At 36.4% G+C, this 15,999-nt stretch carries 14 protein-coding genes; 9 read left to right on the top strand and 5 right to left on the bottom strand.

Annotated elements, in window-relative coordinates; all coding sequences use genetic code 11:
- Window positions 1-91 precede the first annotated feature (91 nt).
- Window positions 92-2,797 (top strand): aconitate hydratase AcnA, encoded by a 2,706-nt coding sequence (gene acnA / locus ACTWQB_RS06310; protein ID WP_443138341.1) that lies wholly within the window; start codon window positions 92-94, stop codon window positions 2,795-2,797.
- A 53-nt stretch (window positions 2,798-2,850) separates the two neighbouring features.
- On the opposite strand, the gene ACTWQB_RS06305 is transcribed toward acnA, so the two are convergent.
- On the bottom strand, window positions 2,851-4,968 hold the full coding sequence (locus ACTWQB_RS06305) for a catalase (protein ID WP_443138340.1): 2,118 nt from the start codon (window positions 4,966-4,968) through the stop codon (window positions 2,851-2,853).
- A 192-nt stretch (window positions 4,969-5,160) separates the two neighbouring features.
- Between ACTWQB_RS06305 and ACTWQB_RS06300 the strand changes: the two genes are divergently transcribed.
- From ACTWQB_RS06300 to ACTWQB_RS06280, 5 genes are all read left to right on the top strand, one after another.
- Window positions 5,161-5,727 carry a redoxin domain-containing protein gene (locus ACTWQB_RS06300; RefSeq protein ID WP_443138339.1) on the top strand — a complete coding sequence of 189 codons (567 nt, stop codon included), beginning with the start codon at window positions 5,161-5,163 and terminating at the stop codon, window positions 5,725-5,727.
- 64 nt (window positions 5,728-5,791) lie between these two features.
- Window positions 5,792-5,938, top strand: a complete 147-nt coding sequence (locus tag ACTWQB_RS06295; protein ID WP_443138338.1) for an FbpB family small basic protein — start codon at window positions 5,792-5,794, stop codon at window positions 5,936-5,938.
- A 54-nt stretch (window positions 5,939-5,992) separates the two neighbouring features.
- Complete coding sequence (tlp, locus tag ACTWQB_RS06290; protein WP_443138337.1) at window positions 5,993-6,214, top strand: small acid-soluble spore protein Tlp; 222 nt, start codon at window positions 5,993-5,995, stop codon at window positions 6,212-6,214.
- Window positions 6,215-6,401: 187 nt separating this feature from the next.
- Window positions 6,402-6,821: an acyl-CoA thioesterase gene (locus tag ACTWQB_RS06285; protein WP_443138336.1), complete on the top strand. Its 420-nt coding sequence runs from the start codon at window positions 6,402-6,404 to the stop codon at window positions 6,819-6,821.
- A gap of 1 nt (window position 6,822) precedes the next feature.
- Entirely contained in the window at window positions 6,823-7,119 is a 297-nt protein-coding gene (locus tag ACTWQB_RS06280) for a hypothetical protein (RefSeq protein ID WP_443138335.1), read from the top strand.
- A gap of 435 nt (window positions 7,120-7,554) precedes the next feature.
- On the opposite strand, the gene yidD is transcribed toward ACTWQB_RS06280, so the two are convergent.
- From yidD to plsY, 4 genes are all read right to left on the bottom strand, one after another.
- Window positions 7,555-7,785, bottom strand: a complete 231-nt coding sequence (gene yidD / locus ACTWQB_RS06275) for a membrane protein insertion efficiency factor YidD (RefSeq protein WP_443138334.1) — start codon at window positions 7,783-7,785, stop codon at window positions 7,555-7,557.
- A gap of 10 nt (window positions 7,786-7,795) precedes the next feature.
- A complete protein-coding gene (gene folE2, locus ACTWQB_RS06270) occupies window positions 7,796-8,716 on the bottom strand; it encodes a GTP cyclohydrolase FolE2 (protein WP_443138333.1) in 921 nt (306 codons plus the stop codon).
- 84 nt (window positions 8,717-8,800) lie between these two features.
- A complete protein-coding gene (locus ACTWQB_RS06265; protein ID WP_443138332.1) occupies window positions 8,801-9,973 on the bottom strand; it encodes a CapA family protein in 1,173 nt (390 codons plus the stop codon).
- A gap of 72 nt (window positions 9,974-10,045) precedes the next feature.
- Window positions 10,046-10,627 (bottom strand): glycerol-3-phosphate 1-O-acyltransferase PlsY, encoded by a 582-nt coding sequence (plsY, locus tag ACTWQB_RS06260; RefSeq protein ID WP_443138331.1) that lies wholly within the window; start codon window positions 10,625-10,627, stop codon window positions 10,046-10,048.
- 175 nt (window positions 10,628-10,802) lie between these two features.
- Here plsY and ACTWQB_RS06255 point away from each other — a divergent pair, with 175 nt between their 5' ends.
- The 3 genes from ACTWQB_RS06255 (at window position 10,803) to parC (ending at window position 15,821) form a co-directional block, all read left to right on the top strand.
- Window positions 10,803-11,216 carry a CoA-binding protein gene (locus ACTWQB_RS06255; protein ID WP_443138458.1) on the top strand — a complete coding sequence of 138 codons (414 nt, stop codon included), beginning with the start codon at window positions 10,803-10,805 and terminating at the stop codon, window positions 11,214-11,216.
- 187 nt (window positions 11,217-11,403) lie between these two features.
- Window positions 11,404-13,356 (top strand): DNA topoisomerase IV subunit B, encoded by a 1,953-nt coding sequence (gene parE, locus ACTWQB_RS06250; RefSeq protein ID WP_443138330.1) that lies wholly within the window; start codon window positions 11,404-11,406, stop codon window positions 13,354-13,356.
- 11 nt (window positions 13,357-13,367) lie between these two features.
- Entirely contained in the window at window positions 13,368-15,821 is a 2,454-nt protein-coding gene (gene parC, locus ACTWQB_RS06245; protein WP_443138329.1) for a DNA topoisomerase IV subunit A, read from the top strand.
- Window positions 15,822-15,999 lie beyond the last annotated feature (178 nt).

Below are 15,999 nucleotides of genomic sequence, written 5' to 3'. Positions count from 1 at the left end.
GATAAAATGTAGAAGTGCGGAAAATTGGATGGTTCTTTAATATTATAGAATTGTCTATTAAACTACATATTTTCATTAAGGGGGTAAAAACGTGACAGAACATGCCTTTAATGCAAAAAAGCAATTTGAATTGAATGGTAAGACGTACAACTATTATCATCTAAAAGCGCTAGAGGAAAAAGGCTTAGGCAAGATTTCTCGTCTTCCTTTCTCAATCCGTGTTCTTTTAGAATCAGTTTTACGTCAACATGATGGTCATGTTATTAAAGACGAACACGTTGAAAAATTAGCTCAGTGGGGAACAGGGGAATCAGTAGATGTTCCATTCAAACCTTCACGAGTTATCTTACAAGACTTTACAGGTGTACCAGCTGTAGTTGATCTTGCTTCATTACGTAAAGCAATGGTTGACATGGGTGGAAGCCCAGACCAAATCAATCCTGAAGTTCCGGTTGATCTTGTAATTGACCACTCTGTACAGGTTGATAAATATGGTACTCCGGATGCTTTAAATGCAAATATGGAAATTGAATTCGAACGTAATGCAGAGCGTTATGAGTTCTTACATTGGGCTCAAAAAGCGTTCGATAACTATCGTGCGGTTCCACCAGCAACTGGTATCGTACACCAAGTTAACTTAGAGTACATTGCAAATGTTGTTCATGAGCAACAACAAGATGATGGTACGTATGACGCGTTCCCTGATACACTTGTTGGTACTGACTCTCACACAACTATGATCAATGGTTTAGGTGTACTTGGTTGGGGTGTAGGTGGTATTGAGGCTGAAGCAGGAATGCTTGGTCAACCATCATATTTCCCGACACCTGAAGTAGTAGGTGTTAAATTAACTGGAAGCTTCCCAGAAGGTACAACAGCTACAGACTTAGCACTTAAAGTAACTCAAGTGTTACGTGAGAAGAAAGTTGTTGGTAAATTTGTTGAATTCTTCGGTCCTGGTCTAACTGAAATGCCATTAGCTGACCGTGCAACTATTTCAAACATGGCGCCTGAATATGGTGCTACTTGTGGTTTCTTCCCAGTTGATGACGAATCATTAAACTACATGCGTCTAACTGGTCGTAGTGAAGAACAAGTTCAACTTGTAAAAGAATATTTACAAAAGAACGACTTATTCTACACTCCGGATCAAGAAGATCCTGAGTTCACTCAATTAGTGGAAATTGATCTTTCTGAGTTAGAACCTAACTTATCTGGACCTAAACGTCCACAAGACTTAATTCCTTTATCAGCAATGAAGAAATCATTTAATGAAGCTTTAACAGCTCCAGCTGGTAACCAAGGTTTTGGTCTATCTGAAGACGAAAAAGATAAAGAAGCAGTAGTTAAATTCAAAGACGGTTCTGAAGTTCCTATGAAGACTGGTGCAGTTGCAATTGCAGCGATCACTTCATGTACTAACACTTCAAACCCACATGTAATGTTAGGTGCAGGTCTACTAGCTAAAAATGCAGTAGAAAAAGGCTTAAATGTACCTGAATACGTTAAAACATCATTAGCTCCTGGTTCAAAAGTTGTTACAAACTATCTAGAGAACTCAGGTTTAATGGAATACCTAAATCAATTAGGGTTTAACTTAGTTGGTTATGGTTGTACAACATGTATCGGTAACTCTGGTCCACTACTTCCAGAGATTGAAGAAACAATTGCAGAATCAGATTTAACAGTTGCTTCTGTGTTATCGGGTAACCGTAACTTCGAAGGTCGTATTCATCCATTAGTACGTGCCAACTACCTTGCTTCACCACCATTAGTTGTGGCTTATGCATTAGCAGGTACTGTTGACATTGATATCTTAAATGAACCATTAGGTCAAGATAAAGATGGAAACGATGTATACTTCAAAGATATTTGGCCTTCATCTGATGAAATTAAATCGGAAATTGAAAAGGTTGTTACACCTGAAATCTTCCGTAAAGAATACGAAGAAGTATTTAACTCTAATGAAAAGTGGAATGAAATCCAAACAACTGACGAACCTCTTTATGAGTGGGATGAAGATTCAACGTATATCCAAAACCCACCATTTTTTGAGGAAATGTCTAAGGATCCAAAAGAAGTGACACCACTTAAAGGTATGCGCGTAATAGGTAAATTTGGTGACTCTGTAACAACAGACCACATTTCACCAGCTGGTGCTATCCCTAAAGATATGCCAGCAGGTAAATATCTAATGGAGAAAGGCGTGTCACCTCGTAACTTTAACTCTTACGGTTCACGCCGTGGTAACCATGAGGTTATGATGCGCGGTACATTCGGTAACATTCGTATCCGTAACGAAATTGCAGGTGGTAAAGAAGGTGGCTTTACAACATACTGGCCTACAGGCGATGTAATGCCAATTTACGATGCTGCCATGAAGTACAAAGAAGACGGTACTGACTTATGTGTAATCGCTGGTAAAGATTACGGTATGGGAAGCTCGCGTGACTGGGCAGCAAAAGGTACTGACTTATTAGGTATTAAGACAGTAATTGCTGAAAGTTTTGAGCGTATCCACCGTTCAAACCTTGTTATGATGGGTGTTTTACCACTTCAGTTCAAAGACGGTGACAGCATTGAATCACTTGGTCTAACAGGTAAAGAAACATTTGATGTTGAAGTAACAGAAGATGTTAAACCACATGACCTAGTGAAAGTGACTGCAACTGATGAAGACGGTAATTCAAAAGAATTTGAAGTAATTGCTCGTTTCGATAGTGATGTAGAAGTTGACTACTACCGTCACGGTGGCATCCTTCAAATGGTTCTACGTAACAAGCTACAAAATGCATAATAATTGCAAAACTAAAGCACATCGCAAATGCGATGTGCTTTTTCTTCTTTCTCTTATGCTTGTTTACGGTCGTGATTTTCTCGCATCCAGTGACGATGTTGAGCAATGGCATCTATAAATGCTTGATTAAATTCAGTTAAATCATTAGCATCATTAATTGTCACTACACCAAGGTTAGAATAGACTTCTCCATTATGATCATTAGTATAAGCGATATTATTTACCAGAGTTTGTGATAGAAGTTGTATTGCTTCATTTGTAGCACCAATTGGTTTTGCGTGAGCATATGTGTCATTAACAAAGTCTTTAGTCTCTTTATACCCTGCTAACATTTCGATATGTTGACCACCAGGAATGTAGAGAGCATCGTACATAACTGAATGGCTATTTGCAAAACTCTTATGAGGTTCAACTTGATTTCCGTCCGCACTGTTAACAGGACTTAAAGTTTTACTGATGATCTCGTGATGAACCCCTTGCTTTTGAAATGATACTAAGACTTGTTTTAACTCATTATAATTAAATCCTTCATCCACAATAACGGCAACTTTTCTTGTCTGCGGTGTTTTAATTGTGTTCTCTTGACTTAAGGCTGGTGATGTATCTGTTATAGCAACCGTATTTTTCTTAGTTGGTGGTTGTGCTCCAATACCCTTTGCAACTTCTTTTGCAAGATCTCCATCTACTTGATTAAACATGTCTACGACTTTTTGACGGATTGTTTTATCTTTTACGCTACCAACCTCAAAGTGGAATGCTTTAATAATATGTTTCTTTTCAGCAGGTGACATACTATTCCAAAATAACCTTGCTTGGCTGAAGTGGTCATTAAAGCTTTCACTTCGAGTGCGAATTTTTCTACCTTCTACTTTCTCTTGATAATGCTCATAACCCCCATCTTTACCTGGTACAGGCATAGGGTAGTTTTGCCTGATAGAGTTAGGGAAGTAAGCAACTTTTCCCTTATCGATGGTCATTCGATGAAATCCGTCTCTTTGGTTATTGTAATACTGTATAATAGGTCGATTAATCGGAATCTCGTGAAAGTTCGGGCCACCTAAACGTAATAATTGAGTATCTAAATAAGAAAAGAGACGCCCTTGTAGTAATGGGTCATTAGTAAAGTCAATTCCAGGCACAACATTACCCATATGAAATGCTGCTTGCTCTGTTTCTGCAAAGAAATTATCCTGGTTTCGGTTTAATGTCATTTTCCCAACTATTTTGACTGGCACTTGTTCTTCAGGCCAAATTTTTGTTGCATCCAATATATCAAAATCAAAATCGAATTCTTGCTCTTCCTCTATTATTTGAAGACCTAATTCAAATTCAGGATATTCTCCATTGTTAATAGCATCCCATAGATCTCCTCGGTTAAAATCTGGATCTTTACCTGCAATTTTTTGAGCTTCATCCCAAGTTAAGGAGTGGACGCCTAGTTTTGGTTTCCAGTGGAATTTTACAAACCGAGCCTTACCTTCTTCATTAACTAATCTAAAGGTATGTACTCCAAAACCTTCCATCATGCGGAAACTTCTAGGAATACCACGATCTGAAAGAAGCCACATAATCATATGAGCTGTTTCTTGATTATTGACTACCCAATCCCAAAACGTGTCATGAGCGGCAGATGCTTGAGGGATTTCATTATCTGGTTCTGGTTTTATTGCGTGCACCAAATCTGGGAATTTTATGGCATCTTGAATAAAGAAAACTGGCATATTGTTACCAACTAGATCAAAGTTACCTTCCTCAGTATAGAACTTTGTCGCAAAACCACGTACATCTCTAACAGTATCAGCTGATCCACGTGAGCCTACAACTGTTGAAAACCTTACAAACACAGGTGTTTTAACATTTGGATCTTGTAAGAACTTTGCTTTTGTTAATTCAGTTAAAGGTTCATACACTTGAAAATATCCATGTGCACCGAAACCTCTGGCATGAACAACCCGTTCTGGAATTCGTTCATGGTCGAAATGGGTCATTTTTTCCCGAAAGTGAAAATCTTCCATAATTGTTGGACCACGTTCTCCAGCTTTTAAAGAATCTGATGTGTTTGAAACCTTAGTTCCTTGGTTAGTTGTCAATTCCTTACCTTCATGCTCTACTTTAAAATCCTCTAATTGTTCCTGTTTTTTACTTGGTTCATTTTGAGACTGATCTTTCATAATATTGACCTCCTTGTTGTTTTCTAATGTATAGTTTGTCTTCTTAACGTCCAGTTATTCCATAAATAGGATTAGTTTTAACAAAGTTTTCATTTGTTTTTGTTTTACAAAATACTCGATGCATTAAATATTTGATAAGATATAATGTGTTGAATAATATAAACGCTCTAATGTATTACAAGGAGGAGCACAATGTTTTGGAAAAGAATATTTGCAATAAGCTTAATATTTACGTTAATAGGTATAGTAGTTTATAATACAGCTTTCTCAAAAGAAGTAGAGAAAGAGAATGATTCAATTTTCATAGTTCCTGAAGGTATGGATATTGAGTCTGGAGGAACAGATGTTGGAGATCTAGCACCAAATTTTCAGTTAGAAACGATGAGTGGAAAAACAGTTCAATTGAGCGATTTCAGAGGCAAAAAAGTATTTCTAAACTTTTGGGCTTCATGGTGTGGACCTTGCAAAGATGAGATGCCACATATGCAAGATTTCCATGAAGAGTTTGGTGATGAGGTAGCAGTTTTAGCTGTAAATACAAATGAACCGGTTATTGATAATGCAAAAGAATTCGTTGAGGATTATGGTTTAACATTCCCCATTTTATTCGATGAAACGACAGAGGTTGCAGCGCGCTATAAAATTCCAAACCTACCAACAACTTATTTCATTAATTCAAATGGTGAAATTCAATTACAACGGAAATCTGGCCCAATGACATATGAAGAAATGGTACAAATAATGGAAGAATTAGATTAACAGTATGTATATTTTACCAACATAATGGTCAAACTATTTGCAAAACAAGAAGGAGACGATTATGTTGCGTAAAAAAGATTTTGTTACATTTCAGTCTTTGATCGAGAGTGAAAAAGAAAAGATTATGAAAAACCCAGATGAAATGGAAAAAATTTATGATCGCCTAGATGAACGATTAGGAGCGCTTAAAGAAGCAGAAAAGAATGTATAATGTTTGCGTTACCTTCACAAAATAATGACAAATTGTGAAGGAGTTGATATTTAAATGACAAACCATAAACATCCAAAGCCTGATGATCGTTCAGATAATGTGGAAAAGATTCAATCTAATATCCAGAATACACTTGAAAACATTGAGGAAGCAGAAGAATCGATGGAAACAGCGTCTAATGAACAAAAGCAACAGATTGAGGCTAAAAATGAACGTAGACGTCAATCTGTTCAAGGTTTAAGGGAAGAAGTAGCAGATGAGGCACATGATCACTAAAAAAGTTGGCTTTAAGCCAGCTTTTTTAAATTCTCAAATTTACAAATTAACTCTTACTTAATTTTGCGGCAATACGACTACCACTATGCTTGTTTAACGACGTTTGCGCTTGTCTAGATTTATAATCTTTCTGAATAAATTATGTTAAAATAGTAACAGTTATTATTGAAATGGGAGAGTTTACATCATGGTTGTCAATGAAACTGAAATTAAAGTAAGATACCAAGAAACAGATCAAATGGGGGTTGTTTATCATGCTAATTATTTAGTGTGGTTTGAAATTGGACGAACTCACCTTATAGAACAGTTAGGTTTTAAGTATGCTGAAATGGAAGAAGAAGGGGTCGTATCTCCTGTATTAGATATTGAAGCTAAATATAAACAAGCAATTCGTTATGGTCAAACAGCAACAGTTAAAACATGGATTGATTATTATGACGGTTTTCGTGTCATTTATGGGTATGAGATTTATGCTGAAGATGGAACGTTATGTGTTACAGGAAAATCTACACATGTCTGTGTTAAAAAATCTAATTTTAGACCAATATCAATCAAAAAACACTTTCCAGAATGGCATGAGGCTTACTTGAAAGCAGTGGAGGAGTAATATGGCATTTGGTCTTAAGAGAGAAGAGTTAAAGGAATGGAAACGAAGAGTTGAAGAGGGGGAGATTGCCTTTATAACTCATTATTGGCTAGATGATCGATATCCGAATATGAAAACTGTTACAAAAGTAGGTTGTAGTGATATACAAAAATTAAAACTGTGGGGGAAGAAACACGGTTTAAATCCAAAATGGATACATAAAGATGAGAGATATCCGCACTTTGATTTAATAGGTTCATTTCAGAAAGATATTTTAAGAGCTGAGGGTAAATTAGACCAATTAAATAGGTTTAAATAAATTTAGAGGCTGGGACAAAAGAAAAGTAGTTTAAAAAAACGAATATTGAGTGTTATTAGCGTAGTCAAAATGCGAGACTCCTGGTCGGCTAAGTGCGGCCACGTCCTGCGCCTGCGATTACTCGGCGCAAATTAAGCAAAGAAGTATTACAAGTAGCATTTGTGGCCAACGCCGACACTTGACCGTCCAGGTCGTCGCAGACAGCACGAGCTGAGGGGCCACAGGATGTGGGTCAGTTCGGCGTCGCTACATGGATGTTGCGAATTTAGCCGAACTTCCTTAATCCCCGAACGAATGTGAGTTTGGGGAAGTTGAAGATGTGCCTGCGGAAAGCGAAGCATTTTGACGTAGCTAAAAATTGAAGACGAATATTAAGAGTAACTTGACTTCTAATATTCGTCTTCTTTAAGGTTAAGATATCTTTTGTCCCAACCTCTATTGCTGTTTCGATTTCTTTTCGGGTACTGGATCGAATCCTCCAGGGTGGAATGGGTGACATTTAAGAATCCGCTTCACAGTCAAATAAATCCCTTTAAAAAGACCAAACCTCTTAAAAGATTCTAAACCATACTCTGAACAAGTTGGGTAAAAACGACAGGATGGACCCCTTAAGGGTGAAACGAACCTTTGATAAAAACGGATAAGGTAAATAAAAAGGTACTTCATTTATTATCACTTATTCCTTGCGTTTATCATACGTAATGGATGCTATTGCGTCATGTAAGTGGATAGACTCTTCATTAACGCATTTTACATGAAATTTTTGAACAAAATCTAACTCGTATAAATCACTAGATACTAAACGTACCATATCCTCAACGAATCTCGGATTTTCATATGCTTGCTCTGTTACCATTTTTTCATCTGGTCGTTTTAATACAGGATGTATTCTAGCGCTAGCATTAGATTCAGTAGCTTCTAATAAAAGTGCTTTCCAATCATGCTGATCCTCATCAAAATCAGGTGCTAACGTCACATCTATAATTACATTACCACGTTGGTTATGTGCACTATATTCACTTATCTCTTTTGAGCAAGGACATAAGGTGGTGATTTTACCTTTTAAACCAACTTTGATGTCATACCCATTTATTTCATCATATTTAACGTTAATCCAAGCATCTGCATGATTCATACCTGGCTTCCCGGTATATGGTGCTTCGCGTTCAAAGAACCAAGGGAATTCTACTGACACCTCAGCATCTCTTTGCTTTAAACGACCTTGTAATTCTTTTGCGAAGCTTTTCATTGTTTTAATATCTACTTTAAAGCCGTTGTCATAATACTCATTTAACTGTTCGGTAAAACGACTCATATTTGTACCTTTAGAATCTTGCGAGATAGAAGAAGCGAAATAAAAATTTCCAATTGTTGTTTGTTCTAGCGGTTTAATAGAACTAGGTACTACAATAGGGTGCTTTACGTTCTGGATTCCAACTGCATCTAATTCAAATAAGAAATCCTTTTTCGTATTTTGTAAGTCAGGCATTTTGCTTTTTTCTTCTGGTTTAGTACGGGGGCCTGGCTCAACGGATCCGAATAATTTATGTCTTTCTGCTTTTTCAGGTAATTGTTTCTTCGTTTTAGTTTCGTTCATAACTAGAGCTCCTTTCAATAGGGCATAACACTGAACCATAATATAAGTATAATGAATGGTACTTTGTATATCAATTTATTAAACTTATTCTAAATAAGGAAGAACTTCAACTTGATCCGTGTATGTTTGTAATAGATTCTTCTTATCCTCAAACCATTGATCAGCATTTGATAAACTATATTGATTAGCTTCAACTAAAGGTACGATTTTATAGTTTCTAAAATTTTCATATTGATTATAAGTAGGCATTATTTTTGCTTCAGAAACTAAGTGATTTGTTTCTAAATTTGGTTGGATGGTCTTTGTCAGTTTTATTTGCATAATAGCACCAATTAAACGATCTGTACCTTTTTGCCCTGATAAGAAGTTTCCTAATGAATAAGCTACAAACTTGTCATCACCTTCATCAGTTGAAATCCAATCAACTGGTTGTAGAACGTGAGGATGGTGACCAATAATAACATCTGCACCGTGATTCGTTAGTAATTCTGATAAATGAATTTGTTCATCACTAGGTAATGGTTGATACTCATTTCCAAAATGCATACTAACGACAATGAAATCAGTTTTAGGCTCAAGGTTACTAATATCCTCTAGAATTTGTTCTTCGTTTATTAAGTTCACTAAATAATCTTTTCCATCAGGAACTGGAATGCCGTTGGTACCGTATGTGTAAGCTAAAAAGCCAACAGCTATGCCTTTTCTATGGATAATGCGTTCTGTACTTCGATCATCCTCGTTCTGATAAGCTCCAACGTATTCAATTCCAATATTATTAAGATAGTCTGTTGCATTCATAACTGCTTCTTCTCCACGGTCTAATGTATGATTGTTTGCCATGGATACAATATCTACTCCAGAGTCTTTTAATGTATCTCCTAGTTCTTGTGGAGTATTGAATTGTGGATAGGTCGACAAGCCAATTTCTGTTCCGCCTAGAATAGTTTCTTGGTTAGCAAACGTTATATCAGCATTCCTCAAATAGTATTTGATATCTTTAAACATTGGGTTGAAATCATAACCATTGTTACTTTGAGCGTCTTTATAAACAGTGCTATGAATTAATAAATCACCAATCGCATTCAACGTAATGGAGGACTCAAAGTATTTAGGTTCTTGAAAATGTTCCTCTGTCATTACTGGATTATTTGAGACCTGTACAGCAGAAACACCTTTATAATCATTCGTATTTATATTTAGGACACTTAATAATGTCACAAGAAAGATCGTTGAACCAATTAAAATTTTATTTCTCATAAGTAGCACCTTTCTAATTTATGATCACGCATTTATAAAACAAAAAGCCCACCACAAAAATGGGGGCTCTTGTTACATCCAAGAAATTTTGGGTTCCGTCTTATCTTTAATTCGTTTAATGTTATCACGATGTCTATAAATGACAAAACTAGCTAATAATACGGTTACAATAATTAAACCAATATCTTTCATAATAACAGCTGTAATAACAGCAATGATTCCTGTTAACATTGATGCTAATGAAACATATTTGAACAGTTTTAAAAACGTAAAGAAAGAAATAACTAGAATTAAAAATAATAACGGACTTACTCCTAATAAAACGCCCCCAGATGTTGCAACAGCTTTTCCACCTTTAAACCGAGCAAATAATGGATAAGTATGTCCAAGTACAGCAAAAGCACCAATAATTAATGGTTCGGTTGAAGGCGCTAGCCAGATTGCTAAAACTGTTGCAGCTGTCCCTTTTAGTATGTCCATAATCGAAACAATAAGTCCAGCTTTGACACCTAAAACACGAAATGTGTTTGTGCCACCTAGATTTCCGCTTCCATGTTCACGAATATCTATTTGATAAAATAATTTTCCAATAATTAATGCTGAAGGAATTGACCCTAATAAATAGGCAATAATTGCAAAAATAACATATTCCATTTTGTTTCCTCCATAGATTGTTAGCTTATTATATTCTATCAAATCTAAAACAAATAAAGAAGTGCATTTTTAATTTTGTTGTTACAAGAATGAAATATTATTTGAGAAAAAATATAAAAACAGCTATGCTTATGTCAAAGACAGTTCGAAAAAGGGGATGTCAACAATGTCATTTTTGAAAAACCCATCTAATTCTGAATTAGAGGAAGTGCTTAAGTCATCTAAGAACATAGCTGTCGTAGGATTATCTGATAAACCACACCGTACGAGTTACCAAGTATCAAAAATTATGCAGCAAAAGGGTTATCGAATTATTCCTGTAAACCCTAACGCAGATAAGATCTTAGGTGAAAAAGCTTACAATTCACTTGACGAAATAGACATACCAATAGACATTATTAATGTATTCAGACGTTCAGAACATTTAGTGGAAGTTGCTCAAGATGCAATCAATACGGATTGTAAAATTTTCTGGGCTCAGTTAGGTCTATCCAATGAAAAAGCATATGAACTATTGAAAGAACACAATTTTACCGTCATAATGGATTTGTGTATTAAGGTTGTTCATTCCAGATTAATCGGGAACTAAAACGTTTAACTTGGGAAATCTCTGTTCATAAACAGGGATTTTCTTAACTTTTACCGAATGAAATAAAAAGCACAATGCTAGTAGGATTTAAATAATCCTTAATCAGTAGCATGTTAAGTACATAATAAGTTAATTTATGCAGTGCTATAAAAAGATAACCTTATAGAATTAGAAAGGGGTCGTACGATTGTCTCAATCAAACCAAGCTTATAATGATGATTCAATACAAGTACTAGAAGGATTAGATGCAGTAAGGAAACGCCCAGGGATGTATATAGGTAGTACAGACCATCGTGGTTTACATCATCTTGTATACGAAATTGTTGATAATGCCGTGGATGAAGCCTTAGCGGGTTTTGGTGATAAAATTCACGTGACTATTCATAAGGACGAATCCATTACTGTTAAAGATGAAGGTCGTGGGATGCCTACTGGATTACATAAGACTGGCAAGCCAACTCCGGAAGTAATATTTACTGTTTTACACGCAGGAGGTAAGTTTGGACAAGGCGGTTACAAAACAAGTGGGGGACTACACGGGGTAGGAGCTTCAGTCGTTAACGCTTTGTCCGAATGGCTGGAGGTCACAATATGTCGTGATGGAACAAAACATTATCAGCGATTTGAAAACGGCGGAAAACCAGTAACGGGGTTAGAAGTTAAAGGTAATACTAATAAAAGTGGTACTACAATTCGATTCAAGCCTGATACGACAATTTTTTCTCAGGTTCATTACCAGTTCGATATCTTGTCTGAACGACTTAGAGAAGCGGCTTTCTTATTAAAAGGAATTGAAATAATATTAAAAGATGAACGAAATGATGTTGCAGAGTCTTATAAATACCCAGACGGCTTAGAGTCATTTGTGGCTTATCTTAATGAAGAAAAAGATGGGTTGCACCCTGTGATTTCTTTTGAAGGTGAACAAAAAGAAATCGAAATCGATTTTGCCTTTCAATATAATGATGGGTATTCCGAAAACATTTTATCGTTTGTTAATAATGTTAGAACAAAAGATGGGGGCACACATGAATCAGGAGCAAGAACAGCGATTACACGTGCTTTTAATGAGTATGCAAGAAAGATGCAATTACTTAAAGAAAAGGATAAGAACTTAGACGGAAATGATATTCGTGAAGGATTTACAGCTGTCATTTCTACACGAATCCCAGAGCAATTACTCCAGTTTGAAGGGCAAACTAAGGGGAAGCTTGGTACACCTGAAGCTCGTAGTGTGACGGAAAGTATTGTATCTGAACAACTAGCTTACTTTTTAGAAGAAAATCCTGAAGTTTCTAAGATGTTAATTAAAAAGGCAATTAAAGCTAGAGATGCTAGGGAAGCAGCTAGAAAAGCAAGAGAAGATGCTCGAAATGGAAAGAAACGCAAACGTAAAGATTCATTATTAAGTGGAAAATTAACACCTGCTCAATCTAAAAATCCAAAGAAGAATGAACTATTCTTGGTAGAGGGTGACTCTGCTGGAGGGTCTGCTAAACAAGGTCGTGATCGCAGATTCCAAGCTGTTTTACCACTTAGGGGAAAAGTAATAAATACTGAAAAAGCTAAGATAGATGATATTTTTAAAAATGAAGAAATCTCAACAATCGTACACACCATAAATGCTGGTGTAGGTGCTGATTTTAATATCGAGGATTCTCAGTATGATAAAGTCATCATTATGACAGATGCCGATACTGATGGCGCGCATATCCAAGTATTACTCCTTACTTTCTTTTACCGTTATATGAGACCATTGATTGAACAAGGTAAAATTTATATTGCACTACCACCACTGTTCAAAATTTCTAAGGGTAAAGGGAAGAACCATAAAGAAGATTATGCCTGGGATGAGGAACAAATGGATAAGTTACTTAAAGAATATAAGAATGGCTACACCATCCAACGCTATAAAGGTCTTGGTGAGATGAATGCGGATCAGCTTTGGGAGACAACTATGGATCCAGAAACACGCACATTAATTCGAGTAACTATTGAGGATGTCGCACGTGCTGAACGTCGTGTGACAACATTAATGGGTGACAAAGTTGAACCAAGACGAAAATGGATCGAAACAAATGTTGCTTTCGGTATGGAAGAAGACGATACAATTTTAGATAATAAGAGACTGCATAGCTAGGAGGGAAAACGTTGGCAGAACAAGCGAAGTATTTAGATTTACCATTAGAAGAAGTTATTGGTGACCGATTTGGTCGTTATAGTAAATATATTATCCAAGATCGTGCCTTACCAGATGCTCGTGACGGTTTAAAGCCCGTGCAAAGACGTATATTGTATGCCATGCATCAAGAAAGAAACACGCATGACAAACCTTTCCGTAAATCTGCTAAAACAGTTGGTACAGTAATCGGTAACTACCACCCGCACGGTGATTCGTCGGTTTACGAAGCGTTAGTCCGACTCAGTCAAACATGGAAAGTGCGTCAGGAATTAGTCGAAATGCACGGTAACAACGGGAGTGTTGATGGCGACCCTCCAGCTGCTATGCGTTATACAGAGGCTAGGTTATCTGGAATTGCATCAGAACTATTAAGAGATATTGAGAAAGACACAGTTGACTTTATCCCTAATTTTGATGAAACAGACCATGAGCCGATCGTAATACCGGCTAAATTTCCAAATTTATTGGTTAACGGTTCGACAGGGATTTCATCAGGTTATGCAACTGACATACCACCTCATAATCTTGCCGAAGTCATAGACACCGTAATAAAACGAATCGAAAAGCCAGAATCATCAATTGAGGAATTGATGAAGACATTACCTGGCCCTGATTTCCCTACAGGCGGCATTATTCAAGGTGTTGAGGGGATTAAGAAAGCTTATGAAACAGGCAAAGGTAAGATTGTAGTACGTGGCCTAGCTGAAATTCAACCTTTAAGAGGTGGCAAAGAGCAAATCGTGATTACAGAGTTACCTTATGAAGTAAATAAAGCTAATTTAGTTAAGAAAATGGATGAATTAAGAATTGAGCGAAAAGTTGAAGGGATATCAGAGGTACGTGACGAAACGGATCGAACTGGTTTAAGAGTTGTCATTGAGCTCAAAAAAGATGCTGATAGTAAAGGTGTTTTAAACTATCTTTATAAAAACACAGATTTACAAATCTCGTATAGCTTCAATATGGTAGCGATTGCTAATAAAACACCAAAAGTCATGAATCTGACACAGCTTCTCGACGCTTACATAGAGCATCAGCGTGAAGTCGTTGAACGTCAAACGAAATATGATCTTAAGAAGGCAAAAGATCGTGCTCATATTTTAGAAGGACTTATTCATGCTATATCTATTTTAGATGATGTTATTGCAACTATTCGTTCTTCAGATAATAAGAAACATGCAAAAGACCGATTAATAGAGTTATTTAGTTTTACTGAAGAACAAGCAGAAGCAATCGTAATGCTCCAACTCTATCGTTTAACAAATACGGATATAACAGATTTAGAGAAGGAAGCGAATGAGCTTAAGGAGCTTATTGAAGAATTATCAGCCATTTTAGAAGATGAAAAGAAACTCCTTCAAGTTATTAAAAAAGATTTAAAAACCGTTAAGAAAAATTATAAGTCAGATCGTCGAACGAAAATTGAATCTGAGATTGAGGATATCAAAATCAATTTAGAAGTTATGGTTCCTTCTGAAGATGTAGTCGTGTCCATTACAAAAGAGGGCTATATTAAGAGAACAAGTATACGTTCTTATGCAGCATCCAATATGGGAGATCTCCAGATGAAGGATAATGACCAGATCATTCACGTTATGGAGATTAATACGACAGATACCTTATTAGTCTTTACGAATAAAGGCCAGTATTTATTTATACCAGTACACGAGCTCCCTGACATTAAGTGGAAAGATATGGGGCAGCATATTGCTAATATTATTCCGATAGAACGAGATGAAGCGATTATAAAAGCAATTCCAATACGAGAATTTAATGAGCAACAATACATTTTAACGATTTCTAAGCATGGAATGATCAAGAAATCAGACTTGCAATCTTATAAAGTACAACGCTACTCGAAACCTATTACAGCAATGAAACTGAAGGGTGACGATGAGCTGGTGAATGTTCATTTGACAAATGGACATCAGGATATTTTCTTAGCTTCTAATACAGGTTATGGCCTTTGGTACCATGAAGATGAGCTGAAGTCTGTAGGTGTAAAAACGGCTGGTGTTAAATCTATGTCCTTAAAAAGTGGGGAATACATCGTAAATGGTGAGGTGTTTGATGACCTATACAACCCTTCACTATTTGTTGTCACACAAAGAGGGGCATGTAAGAGAATGAGCATATCTGAGTTTGAGATGAGCACTCGCGCTAAACGTGGATTAGTTATGTTAAGAGAACTTAAGCGCAACCCTCATCGAATTGTAGGATTTTATTTAGTTGGAGATGATACAACGATTACGATTGAAACCGAAAAAGGTGAAGTTAAAGAAGTAACACCACTAGAGTTTAGAGAAAGTGATCGTTACAGTAACGGTTCATTTGTAATCGATACAGATCAATACGGTGATGTAACCTATACGCAAATCACACCGGAATATCGTAAATTTTTTGAAGAAGAAAAGGAAGAATAATAATTAGTATTGACCCGTGAAATCGACAAGGTTTCACGGGTTTTTTATAGAGGCTCTATAATATTTGTTGGGGTAAAGGTTATTTTCTGATAATTCACTATGTGTTTTAAGGGGAACCTTCCAGGTTAGGCCTTCCCTTTCCGCGGGCGATCCGCGAGCCTCCTCGAACTCCACTAAC

This window comes from Piscibacillus sp. B03, from assembly GCF_052246295.1.
In the GTDB taxonomy this organism is placed as follows: domain Bacteria; phylum Bacillota; class Bacilli; order Bacillales; family Alkalibacillaceae; genus Piscibacillus.
Note: the sequence above shows the minus strand (reverse complement) of the source record. Positions and strands in the feature narration are given on the sequence as shown.